This window comes from Flavobacterium panacagri (assembly GCF_030378165.1).
GTDB lineage: Bacteria > Bacteroidota > Bacteroidia > Flavobacteriales > Flavobacteriaceae > Flavobacterium > Flavobacterium panacagri.
This window is the reverse complement of record NZ_CP119766.1, coordinates 3,064,685-3,079,797: the sequence shown is the minus strand read 5'-3', so window position 1 is coordinate 3,079,797 and position 15,113 is coordinate 3,064,685. Positions and strand designations below refer to the sequence as shown.

Sequence of the window (15,113 nt, the reverse complement as noted above, 5' to 3'; positions counted from 1 at the left end):
TCCAATTAAACCTGACTAAGAGCATTCAAAATAGCAACAATTCTAATTTATAATAATTTTACGATATAATAATGGCTAAAACTCTTAAATATTTTTAATTTTGTCCCAAACAAATATTGTCATGAATAAATGTGATCAATGCATTGTACGCCAGCTTAGCTCTTTAAAAGCCCTTAACAAAGAAGAAGTTATAAAATTAGCCAGCAGTAAAACCACTTACAAAATTAAAAAAGGTGAAGCCATTTTTGAAGAAGGCGAAGTTACCAATGGAGTATTTTGTGTGAAAGATGGTGTTGGTAAACTCTCCAAATTGAGTGCAAACGGAAAAGACCAAATCGTAAAATTGGTTAAATCTGGAGAACTTCTTGGACAGCGTTCGATGATTAGCAATGAGCCGGCAAACTTAACGGCAAAAGCGATTGCAGACATGGAAGTTTGTTTTATTCCGAAAGCCGAAATCATCAATTTCTTTAACAGCAATAATCAGTTTTCTTTAAATATGATGCAGTCTGTCTGCGAAGATTTAAAAGAATCTGAAAATGAAAAAATTGCGTTAGTTCAGAAAACAGTGAAACAAAGATTGGCTGAAACTTTACTTCAATTACACGAAGCTTTTGGAGAAGATACAGACAAAACCCTGAAAGTTCAACTAACGAGAGAGGAACTTGCAGGAATTATTGGTACTGCAACCGAAAGCTGTATTCGTTTATTATCTGATTTTAACAAATCAGAATTGATTGAATTGGTCGGTAAAAAGATTATGCTTAAAAATGTTCGTGCTTTAAAAAAACTAGCCGAAAACTAAAGTTTCTTAGCTTCGTTCCAGAAAACATCCATTTCACTAAGTGTCATATCTGATAAAGATTTTCCTAATTCGCCTGCTTTACTTTCTAAGTATTGAAAGCGTTTAATGAATTTTTTATTGGTTCTTTCCAATGCATCTTCTGGATTTACCTTTAAAAATCGAGCGTAATTAATCATCGAGAACAAAACGTCTCCAAATTCGTCTTCAATTTTATCTTGATTTCCAGAATTTACTTCGTCTTGCAATTCTTGTAATTCTTCCTGTACTTTATCCCAAACTTGATGCGGTTCTTCCCAATCAAAACCTACTCCTTTTACTTTATCCTGAATTCTGCTTGCTTTAACCAAAGCGGGAAGGCTTCTCGGAACTCCTTCTAAAACTGATTTTTTACCTTCTTTCAATTTTAGTTTTTCCCAGTTTTGTTTGACTTCTTCTTCATTTTCCACTTTGACATCTCCATAAATATGAGGATGACGGTGAATCAACTTTTCGCAGATTTCGTTACAGACATCGGCAATATCAAAATCATTAGTTTCACTTCCTATTTTAGCATAAAAAACAATATGAAGAAGTAGATCGCCTAATTCTTTTTTAACTTCATTCAAATCATTGTCCAGAATAGCATCTCCCAGTTCGTAGGTCTCTTCGATTGTTAAATGTCTTAAGGTCTGCAGCGTTTGTTTTTTATCCCATGGACATTGTTCACGAAGTTCATCCATAATGTTTAATAATCTTTCAAACGCTTTTAACTGGTTTTCTCTATTCATTTTGAAGTCTTTTAAATTTAAAGCTTATTTGGTAAAATTAAAAAATCCTGTCAAGAAACATCTCAACAGGATTGATTTATATTGAAAGAAAAACTACTATTCTTCTTTTTTAGCTTTTGCTTTTTTAGCAGCTGGAGCTTTTTTAGGTTTTTCTTCAGCAACTGGAGCTTCTTCTTTAGCTTCTTCAACAGCAGGAGCTAAATCTGTTACTAATCCTTTCGCTTGAAGCGTATTGTACCAGTTTAATACTTTTTTAATATCTGAAGGATATACTCTTTCTTCGTCGTAAGTTGGAAGAATTTCTTTAAAATAAGCAGCTAAAGTAGCATTGTCTTCTTTATGAGAAATCGCTTGTCCTTTGTTCTCTTTAACGGCAATTTGCTGCATTACTTCAGTTAATGGTTTTTCGCCTTCATAAGTATAAATCGAAATTTCAGACAATAAACTTACATTGCTTTTTAGATTTACAGTAATCTTCTTCCCATCAATTAATGATTCCGCCACAAAACCTGTACGAGTTTGAACTTTCAATTCATATAAACCTGGTTTTCCTGAAATGGCTAAAATTTTCGTTAAATTCATTTTATTAAAATTTGTATTAAGAATTTGATTTATTTTTTGTTTCTAAGTAGTTAGAAAACTTATCTTCCTTTTTTGGCCGCAAAAAACTTCATCCTATATTCCTGAAACGTTTTTCCTTCAGTAATATTTTTAAGCTTCTTTTGGATCAAACGTTTTTTAAGAGACGAAATTTTATCTGTAAATAAAATTCCCTCAATATGATCGTATTCGTGCTGAATAACTCTAGCAATTAAACCGTCGAATACTTCAGTCTTCATTACAAAATCCTCTTCACAATATTCAATTGTAACCGTTGGTTTTCTGTAAACATCCTCACGCACATCTGGAATACTCAAACATCCTTCATTAAAACCCCACTCTTCTCCTTCTTCTTTAACAATTTTAGCATTAATAAAAGTCTTTTTAAAGCCTTTCAAATCTTTTTGTTCTTCTGAAGGTAAATCCTCGTCATCACTAAAAGGTGTTGTATCAATAACAAACAAACGAATCGGTAGTCCAACCTGCGGTGCAGCAAGCCCAACTCCGTACGCATTATACATAGTCTCGTACATATTTGCGATCGTTTCTTTTAGGTTTGGATATTCTGGCGTAATGTCCTGCCCTACTTTTCTTAAAACAGGATCACCGTATCCTACAATTGGTAAAATCATTTGTTTTTATTTTTGTTTTTAGGTGCTGCAAAAACAGAATTAAAGTTCTGATATTTCAGCTGGCAAAAATAGTAAAAAATAGTCAATGAATAATTCTATTAGTCTATTATGTTATATTTTTTCCTCACCGTGGAAAATCTCAGCTATAATTGTGCCAAAATCACTCTTACAATTCTTACCTTTGCTAGTAAACCGCTTTCTATGATTGATAAAATTTCAAAATTTACAAACAGCACATCCTTTTTGAATGCCTCTAAAGTAACTATTGCTTCTGTTGTTCCTGTTTTAGTTTTAAATTTTCTAGGTCATTTTGAAATTGGTTTTACAATCGCTTTGGGTGCTTTTTATACGTACCCTAGTGATATTCCGAGTTCTTTAATTCATAAAATAAAAGGATTAATTGCTGCTTCCTTTATAGTATCGGGAGTAAATCTTTTAGTCAATCTTGCTTATCCTTATCCTGTATTATTTTATCCTTTTTTAGGGTTTCTATTATTTGCCTGTTCGATGATTTCGGTTTATGGACAGCGTGCGACTTTAATTTCATTCTCGGCTCTATTATCCATTTCACTTTCTTTTGGACATTTACACGAAGGAGTCGAAGCTTTTGAATATTCTGGTTTTATATTTATTGGAGGAATTTTATACCTAATTGTATCATTGGTATTTCATTTTGTACAACCTTATAAATATGTTGAATTGCAAATTGCAGAAGGAATCAAACTTACTGCCAAGTATTTAAAACTAAGAGGCGATTTATGGAGTCCGGAAGCCAATAGACAAGCGATTATTGAAAAACAATTGGCTGTGCAGGTCGAATTGAATCTTATTCATGAAGATCTACGAAAAATGCTCATTGGAAATCAAAATGCATCTGGAACCACGAGTCAAAACAGGAAAATGCTTTTGGTCTTTATTACTTTGGTTGAAATTCAGGAACTGGCGCTTTATACTTCTTTTGACCATAGTAAACTTCATGAAAAATTTGCGAAACATCCTGATGTTTTAAGAACTTATCAAAATGTCGCTTACAAACTGGCTTCTACCTTAAAAAAGCTATCCAAAAATGTGAACCATATTAGTGTTTACGTCGATAAACAAGATTTGAAAAACGAATTGGATGCTTTGGAATTTGCTATTTTTGATTATGAAAAAACATTAGGAAAAGAAGATGCTGCCGAAGGTGTTTTGATGCTGACCAATATGCTGAAATACGCCAAAAATCAAGTTGGTAAAATCAAAATTATTCAGCGTGCACTTTCTTTGGCCATGCAGTCTTACAAACTAAAAGATAAAGACAAAGAACTGGAGAAATTCTTAACTCCTCAATATTATCCGCTTCGAACTTTAATTGAAAATTTATCTTATTCTTCTTCGATTTTCAGACATTCGTTACGATTAACCATCACCATTTTAATTGGTTTTTTCCTTGGACAGCTACTTCCTTTTCAAAATGTTTATTGGATTCTGCTCACGATAGTGGTCATCATGCGTCCAGGATACGGATTGACAAAAGAGCGATCCTACCATAGAATGTTCGGAACTGTTTTAGGAGGGATTTTAGCTTTCGGAATTGTATCTTTCATTCAGAACCATGTTGCGCTCAGCATTTTCTCTATTATTTGTATGCTTTTAGGGATTTCGTTTACCCAGATTAACTATAAAATCAGTGCCACTTTTGTGACAATGTATGTGGTTTTTATTTACGGAATTCTAACGCCAGACATCAACGAAGTAATACAATTCAGAATATTGGATTCTCTTGCTGGAGCGATATTAGCCTTTATTGCCAATCAGTTTTTATGGCCTGCTTGGGAATTTATCAATACGCCGATTCATATCGAAAACTCCATTCGAGCCAATAGAAACTACCTCAAAGAGATTGCCGATTTTTATAATAAAAAAGGAGAAGTTCCGACGGCTTACAGATTAGCTAGGAAAAATGCTTTTGTGGAAATTGGAAATTTAATGACTTCTTTCCAGCGTATGATGCAGGAACCGAAATCGAAACAGAAAACGATGCCTTTGGTTAATAAATTAGTGGTTTTAAATCACTCATTATTATCTGCTTTGGCTTCGCTATCCACTTATATTCAATCACATCAGACTACATCGGCTTCAGATTCTTTTAATTATATCATCAAAACCATTTTAGCCAATTTAGATCATTCTATTGCCGTTTTAAGAAACGAAACAATTTTGACGGATACCTTTTTTGAAAAAGAAGATGTGACGCTGCAATTTGAAGAATTAAAGCGAAAAAACTTTACCCGATTAGCAGAAGATGATGAATTGGATAAAGAAACCCGTCAGGCCAAAATGCAGGAAGCTTCAATGGTTATCGAGCAGTTAATCTGGATGAGTAACCTCGCGGAAAAAATCCTAAAAAACACAACCGATCTAAAAGCAACAAATCCAGATTAATTCATCTGGATTTGCTTTTTAATCTAATTTAAAAGAAGCTTATTTTATTTTTAAAACTTCTGCTGTATGTTTTCTAAGCTCTGCTAAAAGTTCTGGCTTATCATTCAAAGTCTGACCATAAGAAGGAATCATTGTTTTCAATTTCGCTTCCCATTCTGGTGTTTTAATTTGATTAGCAAAACATCTGCCGATCAAATCCACCATAATTCCTACTGCTGTAGAAGCACCTGGCGAAGCACCTAATAAAACAGCTAAACTTCCATCGTGTGTATTAATTACTTCTGTACCGAATTCTAAAACACCGCCTTCTTTTTCATCTTTTTTGATTACCTGAACACGCTGTCCTGCTTTTTCCAGTTTCCAATCTTTAGAACGAGCTGTCGGCAAATATTCACGTAAAGCTTTCATTCTGTCTTTTGGAGACTGACGAACCTGCTCAATCAAATATTTAGTCAAAGGAATATTATGGTATCCAGCAGCTAACATCGGAATTAAATTGTTACGTTTAATTGACATTGGCAAATCTAAATAAGAACCATTTTTCAAGAAACGCGTAGAAAACCCTGCAAACGGCCCAAAAAGCAATGCTTTTTCTCCATCAATTACTCGGGTATCAATATGAGGAACAGACATTGGAGGTGCTCCAACACTTGCTTTTCCATATACCTTTGCCTGGTGCTTTGCAATAACTTCTGGATTAGTACATTTCAGCCATTGTCCACTTACTGGAAAACCGCCGTAACCATTTCCTTCTGGCACATTTGCTTTTTCTAATAAAGGCAAAGAACCTCCACCTGCACCAATAAAAACAAACTGAGTGTATGCTTTACGAATTTTTCCAGTTGATAAATCTTTAATTTTTATTCTCCAGCATTTATCTTCGCGTTGTCTCAGTTTTTTAACTTCGTGATTAAAAAATAAAGAAACACCATCCAGTTTTTCTAAGTAACTAAACATGCTTCTGGTTAAAGCACCAAAATTGACATCGGTACCAATTTCCATATGTGTGGCTGCTAACTTTTCATCAGCAGTACGTCCTTCCATTACCAACGGCATCCACTTTTGAAGCTGTTCAAAATCGGTGCTGAAAGTCATATCAGAAAAGATCGGATTACTTTGAAGTACTTCAAATCTCTTTTTTAAATAATCTACATTTTTATCTCCCCACACAAAACTCATATGAGGGACACTTTTAATAAAATTTTCTGGAGAAGGCACTTTGTTCTGCTGTACTAAATACGACCAAAACTGGCGAGAAATCTCAAATGATTCAGCAATACTTATTGCTTTTTTAGGATCTATACTGCCATCTGCCTTTTCTGGAGTATAATTTAGTTCACAAAAAGCGGAGTGTCCTGTTCCTGCATTATTCCAAGCATCTGAGCTTTCTGCTGCGGCAACATCTAATCTTTCGTAAATTTCAATTTTTATATCCGGTTGTAATTCTTTCAAAATTACTCCAAGAGTGGCACTCATTATTCCAGCGCCAATGAGTACTACATCACTATTTGAACGTATGGTTTCGTCAGGCATAACAGTATTTTTATTTAAAGTGCAAAGGTACTTTTTTAATTGCAAAAAAAAACTAATTTTTACAAGATAAAAGTTAGGATTTTCTAAAAACCATTAAATTATAAACAAAAAATCCGACGAAGAGTGTTATTTTTTTGAGGAAAGATAATCTTGAAGCAGAATTGTAGCCGAAATTTCGTCTATTAAAGCTTTGTTCTGGCGCTGCTTTTTATTTAAACCACTGTCGATCATGGTTTGAAATGCCATTTTAGATGTAAAACGCTCATCTACCCTAATTACTTTCATATCGGGAAAAATGTTCGAAAAATGTTTTGCAAATCCATTAATTACAGAAGCACTTTCTGAAGGCTGGCCATTCATTTGTTTAGGTTCGCCAATTAGAACAGCTTCGACCTTTTCTTTTGCAAAATAATCTTTTAAAAAATCAGTCAAGGTATGTGTTGGAATTGTAGTCAAACCTGATGCAATAATTTGCATTTCGTCTGTAACAGCAATTCCTGTTCGTTTTTGTCCGTAATCTATGGAGAGAATTCTTGGCATGTTTTGAAATTTTTGTAAAAGATAGAAAGTAAAATTATAATCCTTTAAAGAGTGTCTTTATATTTTATAAAACCGAAAACGACGACAATATTATTCTCGACATCAACCTCATAAACAGAAACGTAACCTTTAAAAACATAATCTCTAATATTTTCATCCTCAAAGTATCTAGATTTTTTAAAGAGAAAAGGATGTTTTAAATCTTTTTTAATATTTCTAAGCAAATCTTTCCTAAACTTTAGAGCTGCCTTGGGTTTATCTTTATAAATATAATGAACTTGTTCTTTTAATAATTTTAAAAATTCATTCGAAATTTTAATTATCATATTCCGAAAATGTATTATCTAAAATAGAATCAACTTCATCTATTGAATACAACTTTTCATTACCACTTTTTAATTTAGTATAAGCTGCATGCACTTTTTCTTTATCATTTTCGAAATCAGAATCTTCTTCAATAATTGTCAATTCATTAGGTGAAAATCTACTTAATAACTTAAGCACTTTCTCTCTAATCTCTGGCTGAAACTCTAATCTAATCGCTTCCATAATACTTCCATTTTACATACAAATATAAACCTTTTTAAATTCATGTTTTTTAAATTGGACGTAAAAGCAAAAAATCCGCCTCGAAAAAACTCAAGACGGACTCTATCCAAATATTCAAACCTAAAAAATAACTCAAATTTATCTTCCGAATAAACGGCCGAAAAAACCTCTATGCTCTTCCTCTTCTCCATCCTCTTCTGCATTGTAATTCGCAAATTTAGACTGTGCTTTTTCGTTTTCGAAAATCAGCTCCTTAATATATTCAACGTAACTTCTCTTCTTTTCTTCTAAAAATCCGATTAAGTATTTTTCGCTGAATTCAACGCCGCTTGCCGCTTCAATTTGCAATAGTTTTTTGTATAAGGGCTCAATATGCATTGCAATTACCTCTTGTGGCACAGATTGTCTTCTGGCAAAATAATTTACAATCACATCATTTTCGTCTCGGGCAATTTCAAAATCCGTAATAACCCAGTAATATCTTCCAGACTTTGCTAAATTCTTTACAATAGCATGAAAGTTTTTCCCTTGTTTTAGATTTTCCCAAAGCACTTTAAAAATAACTTTTGGCATATCTGGGTGACGAATAATGTTATGGGGCTGTCCCATTAATTCGTAATCTTCATAACCGCAAACGTCTACAAACACTTCGTTGGCGTATTCGATAATACCAAATGCATTTGTTTTACTCATAATAACTTGTGTTTTATCCCAAGTTACCTCTTTGTCAATTATGACTCTGTTCTGAAGGTGATTTTCTTGATTCATATTTTACTGCTTATATGATTAATGTATTGAATGGAATGTTTTTCAATGATGCGAAATTAGAGAGAAGAAAAAATAGAAAATCTGACTTTTGTCATATTTTGACACAAAAAAAACTTTTAGCGGTAGTTAAAAAAATAAAATCCAATTCAAAAATTTCAAATTCCAAAATCTACTCCCGAAGCTTCGGGACTAAAACTCTAGAGAGTTTACAAATAAGAAACAAAAAGTTAAATCTGTAACATATTCAAGTCGTTTTGCTTTTCTGCTTTTCTACAAATACGCTATCTTTGCCAAAAATTTAAACGTATGAATTCTTTACAGACTATAATTGAACAAGCTTGGGAAAATAGAGCTTTATTACAAGAAACTGCAACTACAGATGCTATTAGAGAAGTGATCGAATTGGTAGACGCTGGAAAATTACGCGTTGCTGAACCAGTTGGTGACAAATGGCAGGTTAACGAATGGGTTAAGAAAGCAGTGGTTATGTATTTCCCAATCCAAAAAATGGAAACATGGGAATCTGGTATTTTCGAATATCACGATAAAATGTTACTTAAGAGAGATTATGCTGCAAAAGGAATTCGTGTAGTACCAAATGCTGTTGCTCGTTATGGTGCTTATATTTCAAGTGGTGTTATCTTAATGCCAAGTTACGTAAACATTGGTGCTTATGTTGACGAAGGAACGATGGTTGACACTTGGGCAACTGTTGGAAGCTGTGCACAAATTGGTAAAAACGTACACTTAAGCGGTGGTGTTGGTATTGGTGGTGTTCTTGAGCCATTACAAGCTGCTCCAGTAATTATCGAAGATGGTGCATTCATCGGTTCTCGTTGTATCGTTGTGGAGGGTGTTCACGTTGGAAAAGAAGCTGTTCTTGGTGCTAACGTATGTTTAACTGCTTCTACTAAAATTATTGATGTTACAGGTGACGAGCCAGTTGAAATGAAAGGTTTTGTTCCTGCTCGTTCAGTAGTTATTCCTGGAAGTTATACTAAAAAATTCGCTGCAGGAGAATATCAAGTTCCTTGCGCCTTAATCATTGGTACTCGTAAACCATCTACAGACTTAAAAACTTCTTTAAACAATGCACTTCGTGAGTACGATGTTGCTGTTTAATATCGATAAGTAATAGAAATTTTCAATTTTTAAAATCCAAATTCCTTTCTATAATATGACTGGAATTTGGATTTTTTTATTTACTCTTTTTTCTGAAGCTTTATAAGCTTCGCATATTTCATATAAGAGAAAAAAGCTTGAATCATTGCAATGGACAAACCATCTACACCATTAAGAAATCCTTTCTTAAAAAAGTAACATCGGATAAAAGCAACAGATCCGTTAAGAACAGGTTTAAACGCATTTACTCGTTTCCCTTGATCATACAATTGCTGTGCATGCCATCCTGAATATTGATTTTTTTTGGCAATAATTTGATCCAAAGAATCCCAGCCGTAATGTAAAATATGTACTGAGACCTTTTTCTCGTTTTGAGTTACAACTTTCTGGTGCACCTTAGAATCTGATGGATGAGCTGTTTGTTTATTAAAGAAACGAACCTTATGATCAGGGTACCATCCTGAAAAATCAATTAATTTATTTCCTAAAAAGTTTTTTACTCTAAAACTAAAGGCATCGTAATTTCCTTCCAAATACTTTTTGGTAAGAATGAATTCAGCTGCATCTTTATCCAAGAATTCATCTGCGTCCAGATTTAAAATCCAGTCGTTTTTGCAAAAAGGCAATCCGTGCGTACGCTGGGGTCCGTCTCCTAAAAACTCCTGCTGAATAACTTGAGCCCCTTTTTCTGTAGCTATTTCTACTGTACGATCCTTACTAAAAGAATCTACGATAATAACTTCATCACAAACCTTAAATAGAGCATCTATACATTTTCCTATATTTTTTTCTTCATTGAAAGTAATAACCAATCCGCTTATTGCCATGCTAAATTTTAATTTATTTGAACACAAAAATATAATTTTTTATTTTACTTTATTCTTATTCTTCCCACGATTGTGTACTTCTAAAAATAGTTTGTAATTTAGCTCACAATATAAATTCAAACGAATGTTATTCATTAGAAAAATAACAAGTACCACCCAATGATTTTTTCTAGTAAACAAAAGTTATCTGCATTAATAATAACCTTAAATGAGGAATTACACATAAAATCATTACTTGAAAATTTAGATTTTGCAGATGAAATTATTGTAGTAGATTCGTTTAGTAACGATAAAACAGTTGCAATTGTAAACAGTTTTAAAAACGTTATCCTTATTCAAAACAAATTCGAAAATTTTACAACGCAGCGTAATTTTGCACTTCAACAAGCTTCTTACAATTGGGTACTTTTTATTGATGCGGATGAAAGAGTAACACCTGAACTAAAATCTGAGATTATTTCAATATTACAAAATCCTAAATCAGCAAGTGCTTATTTAACATACAGAATCTTCAAGTTCAAAAATAAAAACCTTCTATTCAGCGGCTGGCAGACAGATAAGATATTCAGGCTTTTTGATAAATCGAAATGCAGTTATGTAGAAGAAAAATTAGTTCATGAAAAACTGCTGGTAAACGGAACAATAGAGAAAACGAAAAACAAAATCATTCATTACTCTTATAAAAATTATCACGATTACAAATTAAAAATGATAAACTACGGTACGTTAAAAGCGATCGAAAAGTTTAAGAAAGGACAAAAATCCACTTTTTTAATGCCGTTTTTACATCCTTCCTATAAATTTTTATACCAATTTATAATCCGTTTAGGCTTTTTAGACGGTATAAAAGGAATCATAATTTGCTATCTCAATGCTTACAGCGTTTATATTCGATATATAAAATTAAAAGAACTTACTTCTTCCAAAATTTAAGTTTCTTTTTGATTCTTTTTTTTCTGTAAAAACCTTCTTGAAAATCTGAAGTATATTTCCAAAGTGTATCAAAGATTTTTTGCTCAGATTCTTCTTTGTATAACTTAGCATATTCATTACTCATAACCTCTATCATTTCCTTTAAAGGAGTTAATCTGCTAAGGTTTTTCATTCGCATTTCAAAAGTCATGCTGTTATGAAACTTCATTCGATTTAAATCTACTAGAAAATAATCGTAATTGCCTTCTGCATTTTTTTTAATTAAAGTATTTCCAGGAGAATGATCTAAAAACTCTATTCCTTTTTCATGTAAGTTGAAACTAAATCTTGTAAACTGTCTTAAAATAGTGTCGTGATCTGGATAGTTTTCAACCTCTATCAGCTCTCTATAAGTCAAATCACAATCTAATTGTTCGCATATATAATAACTTTTATCCAATCCTAAGAAAGAATAAAATTCGGCAAATGCTATTGGTTTTGGCGTTCCAACTCCAAATTCAATTAGTTTATTTGCAAACTCAAATGAACGTCTTGCTTTTGATTTTCTAAAATATTTGTAGGCAATTTTATTTATTAAATGCGGTATTTTAAAAGACTTAACATTAATTTTTTTATCGTCTAAATCAAAGAGCTTTATTTTATTTCGTTGTCCAACAATAAAATCCTGCCCTTTAGATTCAAAAGAATTAATATACCCTAGAAGAATATGTTTGGATTTCTCATATTCCTGATTTAATCTGAAAATCATAAAAATTGTTTCGGCAAATTTAATTAGTTTTACGAACTTATAATATAAAATTATTCATAAATGCGAATTACAATAATTAGTCATGATAATTGGGGATACAACCATAATATAGTTACAGCTCTAGAAAAAAGAGGCCATACTGTGAACCATATTGATTTTAATACTTTTAAGTACAAATACCCTAATTTCTCATATCGTATTTATAATTTTTTCCTTAAAGCATTATTTAAAAAAAATATTAAGAATATTCATTTCGGAAAAGAAATAAATAACCGTTTAGAAGCGCTTGGAGAAACACAAGACGTCGTTCTAACGATTAAAGGCGATTTTATTGATCCAAAAGAGATTTTAAAGTTTAAAAAATATACCAAAAAATCGATTGCTTATTTTAATGACAATATTTACCGCTGCCCTAAAATAATTCCGATTCTTCCTAATTTTGACGAAGTCTATTCATTCGAAAAAGAAGATTCTGAAAAGTATAATTTAAAATTTATCACCAATTATATTTACAGCGAATCTGAATTAAATCCAGAAAAAGCTTTTAAATATGATGTTTTTAATATTAGCTCTAAAGACAATCGATTTAAAACTATAGCTAAGATAGCCGATGAACTGAACAAAAAAGGAATTACCTCTAAAATTATTATTTATGATAAGAAGAATAAAGGTAACAATCCTAATATCGAATTCATTTCAAAATACATTCACATTGATGATGTCAATAAATATGTAGATGATTCTAAATTTCTTTTAGACATTCATCGTAAAGAACAAAACGGACTAACTTTTAGAGTTTTTGAAAGTATCGGATTGCAAAAAAAATTAATTACAACCAATCCGAATATAGTTAATTACGACTTCTACAATCCCAAAAACATATTAGTCATTGACGAAGAAAATATAGAATTTGACGCTGATTTTTTCATCTCTCCTTACGAACCAATCCCAGAAGATATTTATAAAAAATATACTTTAGAAAATTGGATTGAGACGGTTTTTGATTTAAAAAACAACGAATAAGCAGACAAAAAAACAAAAAAATGAACGAAGAAATAATAAAAGCATACGAAGTTATTAAAGATGGCGGTATCATTCTTTATCCTACAGACACTGTTTGGGGAATTGGGTGTGATGCTACTAATGCTGAAGCTGTTGCTAAAATCTACAAATTGAAACAGCGTGCGGAAACACAAAGCATGATTGTTTTGATGAATGGAGAAAAAATGATGTACAATGTTTTTAAAAACATTCCCGACGTTGCTTGGCAAATTTGGGATTTATCAGATAAACCAACCACATTAATTCTTGATGATGCTAGAAATGTAGCTCCAAATATTATTGCAGCAGATAAATCTCTTGGAGTTCGATTGGTTAAAGAACCTTTCTGTTACAAATTAATGGAGAGAATGAAAAAACCTTTGGTATCGACTTCTGCAAATATTTCTGGACAGCCAACACCAATTGCTTTTAAAGATATTAGTCCCGAAATAATCAATGGTGTAGATTATGTCGTAAACTTATACCAAGACAAAATCAACGGAAAATCTTCTACGATCATTAAATTAACGAATGATTCTCAAGTAAAAGTGATTCGTAAATAGTTTTTGTTTCAGGTTTCAAGTTTTGTACAGAACGTGAAACCTGAAACCTGAAACTTTAAACAACCTTTAAACTCTCAATAAGCCAATCAATATCTTCTTTGGTATTATAATGGCTGAATGAAATTCGGAGATTAGGCAGTTTTAAATCGGCTTCCGAAAGCATTTCGTTTAAAACATGTGAAGGTTTAATACTTCCCGACTGGCATGCGCTTCCTCTAGAAACCGCAATTCCTTTCATGTCTAAACTAAATAGCAGCATTGAAGTTTTATCGGATGAAAAAGGCAAAATAATATTGATGATATTATAAAAGTCATCTTTTTTTCCGTTAATCCTAAAATCGGGAAAATGAATTTCCAACTGCTCAATAAGATAATTTTTGATATCGGAAATATAAGCTCTTTCTTCCTCCAGTTTTTCATAAGAAATAGACAAGGCTTTTGCCATCCCAGCAATTTGATGAACCGGTTCTGTTCCTGCACGAAGTCCTTTTTCCTGTTCTCCGCCAAAAAACAAAGGCTGTAAACCAGAGTTTTTTCGAACAAAAGCAAATCCTATTCCTTTTGGACCATGAAATTTATGTGCACTAGCCAAAATAAAATCAACAGGAGTTTTTTGCAGATCAATTTCAGTTTTTCCGATAGACTGAACTGTATCAGAATGAAATAAAGCATTATACTGTTTGCAGATAACTCCAACACGATCCAAATCTAAAATGGTTCCCGTTTCGTTGTTAACATGCATTAGACTAACCAATGTCTTTTTTTCATCTGAAAGTAAATTAGACAAATGGGTCAAATCCAAACTTCCATCTGGATTTACATTTACATAATCAACTTGGATATTGTATTCTTCTTGAAGTGCCCAAACAGTATGCAAAACAGCGTGATGCTCTATTCTTGAAGTAATTATTCGCTCTACTTTTAAATCTTCAACAGCTGAACGCAAAATCCAGTTATCGGCTTCAGTTCCTCCAGAAGTAAAAATAATTTCTTGAGCCGTACAATTTAAATGTTTGGCAATACTTTTTCTTGAAAGTTCTAATATTGTTTTACCATTGCGTCCAAAACTATGTGTAGACGACGGATTACCAAAATCCTCTTGCATTACTCTAGTCATTTCCTGAATTACTTCGGGACGCATTGCTGTTGTTGAGGCATTATCTAGATATACTTTTTTCATTACTGCAAAGTTAAGAAATATCAATTGTCAAATCTTCAATATCATTTGCCATTTTTTTCACTATTTTTGACCCAAATAAAT

Annotated in this window: 17 protein-coding genes; 6 read left to right on the top strand and 11 right to left on the bottom strand. The window is 32.3% G+C overall.

The features are described 5' to 3' along the window. Positions 1-121 precede the first annotated feature (121 nt). Positions 122-805, top strand: a complete 684-nt coding sequence (locus tag P2W65_RS13690) for a Crp/Fnr family transcriptional regulator (protein WP_091491198.1) — start codon at positions 122-124, stop codon at positions 803-805. Here the strand turns inward: P2W65_RS13690 and mazG are convergent. The 3 genes from mazG to def form a co-directional block, all read right to left on the bottom strand. Next, positions 802-1,572, bottom strand: coding sequence for a nucleoside triphosphate pyrophosphohydrolase (mazG, locus tag P2W65_RS13685; protein ID WP_179004053.1), 771 nt, complete (start codon positions 1,570-1,572; stop codon positions 802-804). The genes P2W65_RS13690 and mazG overlap by 4 nt on opposite strands. A gap of 96 nt (positions 1,573-1,668) precedes the next feature. Beyond that, complete coding sequence (locus P2W65_RS13680) at positions 1,669-2,154, bottom strand: DUF5606 family protein (RefSeq protein WP_289658061.1); 486 nt, start codon at positions 2,152-2,154, stop codon at positions 1,669-1,671. Between the two features lie 59 nt (positions 2,155-2,213). Continuing rightward, positions 2,214-2,804 (bottom strand): peptide deformylase, encoded by a 591-nt coding sequence (gene def / locus P2W65_RS13675; RefSeq protein WP_109192716.1) that lies wholly within the window; start codon positions 2,802-2,804, stop codon positions 2,214-2,216. 201 nt (positions 2,805-3,005) lie between these two features. Here def and P2W65_RS13670 point away from each other — a divergent pair, with 201 nt between their 5' ends. After that, positions 3,006-5,228, top strand: a complete 2,223-nt coding sequence (locus P2W65_RS13670) for an FUSC family protein (protein WP_289658057.1) — start codon at positions 3,006-3,008, stop codon at positions 5,226-5,228. Between the two features lie 39 nt (positions 5,229-5,267). Here the strand turns inward: P2W65_RS13670 and P2W65_RS13665 are convergent, their stop codons facing one another. The 5 genes from P2W65_RS13665 to P2W65_RS13645 form a co-directional block, all read right to left on the bottom strand. After that, positions 5,268-6,761 carry a malate:quinone oxidoreductase gene (locus P2W65_RS13665; RefSeq protein WP_289658055.1) on the bottom strand — a complete coding sequence of 498 codons (1,494 nt, stop codon included), beginning with the start codon at positions 6,759-6,761 and terminating at the stop codon, positions 5,268-5,270. A 126-nt stretch (positions 6,762-6,887) separates the two neighbouring features. Continuing rightward, positions 6,888-7,301, bottom strand: coding sequence for a Holliday junction resolvase RuvX (ruvX, locus tag P2W65_RS13660; RefSeq protein WP_289658053.1), 414 nt, complete (start codon positions 7,299-7,301; stop codon positions 6,888-6,890). A 44-nt stretch (positions 7,302-7,345) separates the two neighbouring features. Next, on the bottom strand, positions 7,346-7,627 hold the full coding sequence (locus P2W65_RS13655; RefSeq protein WP_289658050.1) for a type II toxin-antitoxin system RelE/ParE family toxin: 282 nt from the start codon (positions 7,625-7,627) through the stop codon (positions 7,346-7,348). Further along, positions 7,617-7,850: a hypothetical protein gene (locus P2W65_RS13650; RefSeq protein ID WP_289658048.1), complete on the bottom strand. Its 234-nt coding sequence runs from the start codon at positions 7,848-7,850 to the stop codon at positions 7,617-7,619. Before P2W65_RS13650 ends, P2W65_RS13655 begins: the two co-directional genes overlap by 11 nt. Before the next feature lie 138 nt (positions 7,851-7,988). Beyond that, positions 7,989-8,618 (bottom strand): PAS domain-containing protein, encoded by a 630-nt coding sequence (locus P2W65_RS13645; RefSeq protein WP_091491209.1) that lies wholly within the window; start codon positions 8,616-8,618, stop codon positions 7,989-7,991. A 306-nt stretch (positions 8,619-8,924) separates the two neighbouring features. Here P2W65_RS13645 and P2W65_RS13640 point away from each other — a divergent pair, with 306 nt between their 5' ends. Continuing rightward, entirely contained in the window at positions 8,925-9,740 is an 816-nt protein-coding gene (locus P2W65_RS13640; protein WP_289658046.1) for a 2,3,4,5-tetrahydropyridine-2,6-dicarboxylate N-succinyltransferase, read from the top strand. An 80-nt stretch (positions 9,741-9,820) separates the two neighbouring features. Here the strand turns inward: P2W65_RS13640 and P2W65_RS13635 are convergent, their stop codons facing one another. Beyond that, positions 9,821-10,567, bottom strand: coding sequence for a glycosyltransferase family 2 protein (locus P2W65_RS13635; RefSeq protein ID WP_289658044.1), 747 nt, complete (start codon positions 10,565-10,567; stop codon positions 9,821-9,823). Positions 10,568-10,726: 159 nt separating this feature from the next. On the opposite strand from P2W65_RS13635, the gene P2W65_RS13630 reads away from it, so the two are divergent. After that, complete coding sequence (locus P2W65_RS13630; protein ID WP_289658042.1) at positions 10,727-11,500, top strand: glycosyltransferase family 2 protein; 774 nt, start codon at positions 10,727-10,729, stop codon at positions 11,498-11,500. On the opposite strand, the gene P2W65_RS13625 is transcribed toward P2W65_RS13630, so the two are convergent. Continuing rightward, positions 11,481-12,248, bottom strand: coding sequence for a lipopolysaccharide kinase InaA family protein (locus P2W65_RS13625; RefSeq protein WP_289658040.1), 768 nt, complete (start codon positions 12,246-12,248; stop codon positions 11,481-11,483). The two genes, P2W65_RS13630 and P2W65_RS13625, sit on opposite strands and share 20 nt — an antisense overlap. Positions 12,249-12,308: 60 nt before the next feature. Here P2W65_RS13625 and P2W65_RS13620 point away from each other — a divergent pair, with 60 nt between their 5' ends. Continuing rightward, positions 12,309-13,271 carry a WaaS/CpsH family glycosyltransferase gene (locus P2W65_RS13620; protein ID WP_289658038.1) on the top strand — a complete coding sequence of 321 codons (963 nt, stop codon included), beginning with the start codon at positions 12,309-12,311 and terminating at the stop codon, positions 13,269-13,271. Between the two features lie 20 nt (positions 13,272-13,291). Then, positions 13,292-13,852 (top strand): L-threonylcarbamoyladenylate synthase, encoded by a 561-nt coding sequence (locus P2W65_RS13615; protein ID WP_289658035.1) that lies wholly within the window; start codon positions 13,292-13,294, stop codon positions 13,850-13,852. Between the two features lie 55 nt (positions 13,853-13,907). Here P2W65_RS13615 and P2W65_RS13610 read toward each other — a convergent pair whose 3' ends face one another. Next, entirely contained in the window at positions 13,908-15,032 is a 1,125-nt protein-coding gene (locus tag P2W65_RS13610) for a cysteine desulfurase family protein (protein ID WP_289658033.1), read from the bottom strand. Positions 15,033-15,113: the final 81 nt, after the last annotated feature.

Bases quoted from the DNA above. Each gene is read 5' to 3' on its own strand.
- P2W65_RS13690 (WP_091491198.1), top strand. From the start codon at position 122: ATGAATAAATGTGATCAATGCATTGTACGCCAGCTTAGCTCTTTAAAA.
- mazG (WP_179004053.1), bottom strand. From the start codon at position 1,572: ATGAATAGAGAAAACCAGTTAAAAGCGTTTGAAAGATTATTAAACATT.
- P2W65_RS13680 (WP_289658061.1), bottom strand. From the start codon at position 2,154: ATGAATTTAACGAAAATTTTAGCCATTTCAGGAAAACCAGGTTTATAT.
- def (WP_109192716.1), bottom strand. From the start codon at position 2,804: ATGATTTTACCAATTGTAGGATACGGTGATCCTGTTTTAAGAAAAGTA.
- P2W65_RS13670 (WP_289658057.1), top strand. From the start codon at position 3,006: ATGATTGATAAAATTTCAAAATTTACAAACAGCACATCCTTTTTGAAT.
- P2W65_RS13665 (WP_289658055.1), bottom strand. From the start codon at position 6,761: ATGCCTGACGAAACCATACGTTCAAATAGTGATGTAGTACTCATTGGC.
- ruvX (WP_289658053.1), bottom strand. From the start codon at position 7,301: ATGCCAAGAATTCTCTCCATAGATTACGGACAAAAACGAACAGGAATT.
- P2W65_RS13655 (WP_289658050.1), bottom strand. From the start codon at position 7,627: ATGATAATTAAAATTTCGAATGAATTTTTAAAATTATTAAAAGAACAA.
- P2W65_RS13650 (WP_289658048.1), bottom strand. From the start codon at position 7,850: ATGGAAGCGATTAGATTAGAGTTTCAGCCAGAGATTAGAGAGAAAGTG.
- P2W65_RS13645 (WP_091491209.1), bottom strand. From the start codon at position 8,618: ATGAATCAAGAAAATCACCTTCAGAACAGAGTCATAATTGACAAAGAG.
- P2W65_RS13640 (WP_289658046.1), top strand. From the start codon at position 8,925: ATGAATTCTTTACAGACTATAATTGAACAAGCTTGGGAAAATAGAGCT.
- P2W65_RS13635 (WP_289658044.1), bottom strand. From the start codon at position 10,567: ATGGCAATAAGCGGATTGGTTATTACTTTCAATGAAGAAAAAAATATA.
- P2W65_RS13630 (WP_289658042.1), top strand. From the start codon at position 10,727: ATGATTTTTTCTAGTAAACAAAAGTTATCTGCATTAATAATAACCTTA.
- P2W65_RS13625 (WP_289658040.1), bottom strand. From the start codon at position 12,248: ATGATTTTCAGATTAAATCAGGAATATGAGAAATCCAAACATATTCTT.
- P2W65_RS13620 (WP_289658038.1), top strand. From the start codon at position 12,309: ATGCGAATTACAATAATTAGTCATGATAATTGGGGATACAACCATAAT.
- P2W65_RS13615 (WP_289658035.1), top strand. From the start codon at position 13,292: ATGAACGAAGAAATAATAAAAGCATACGAAGTTATTAAAGATGGCGGT.
- P2W65_RS13610 (WP_289658033.1), bottom strand. From the start codon at position 15,032: ATGAAAAAAGTATATCTAGATAATGCCTCAACAACAGCAATGCGTCCC.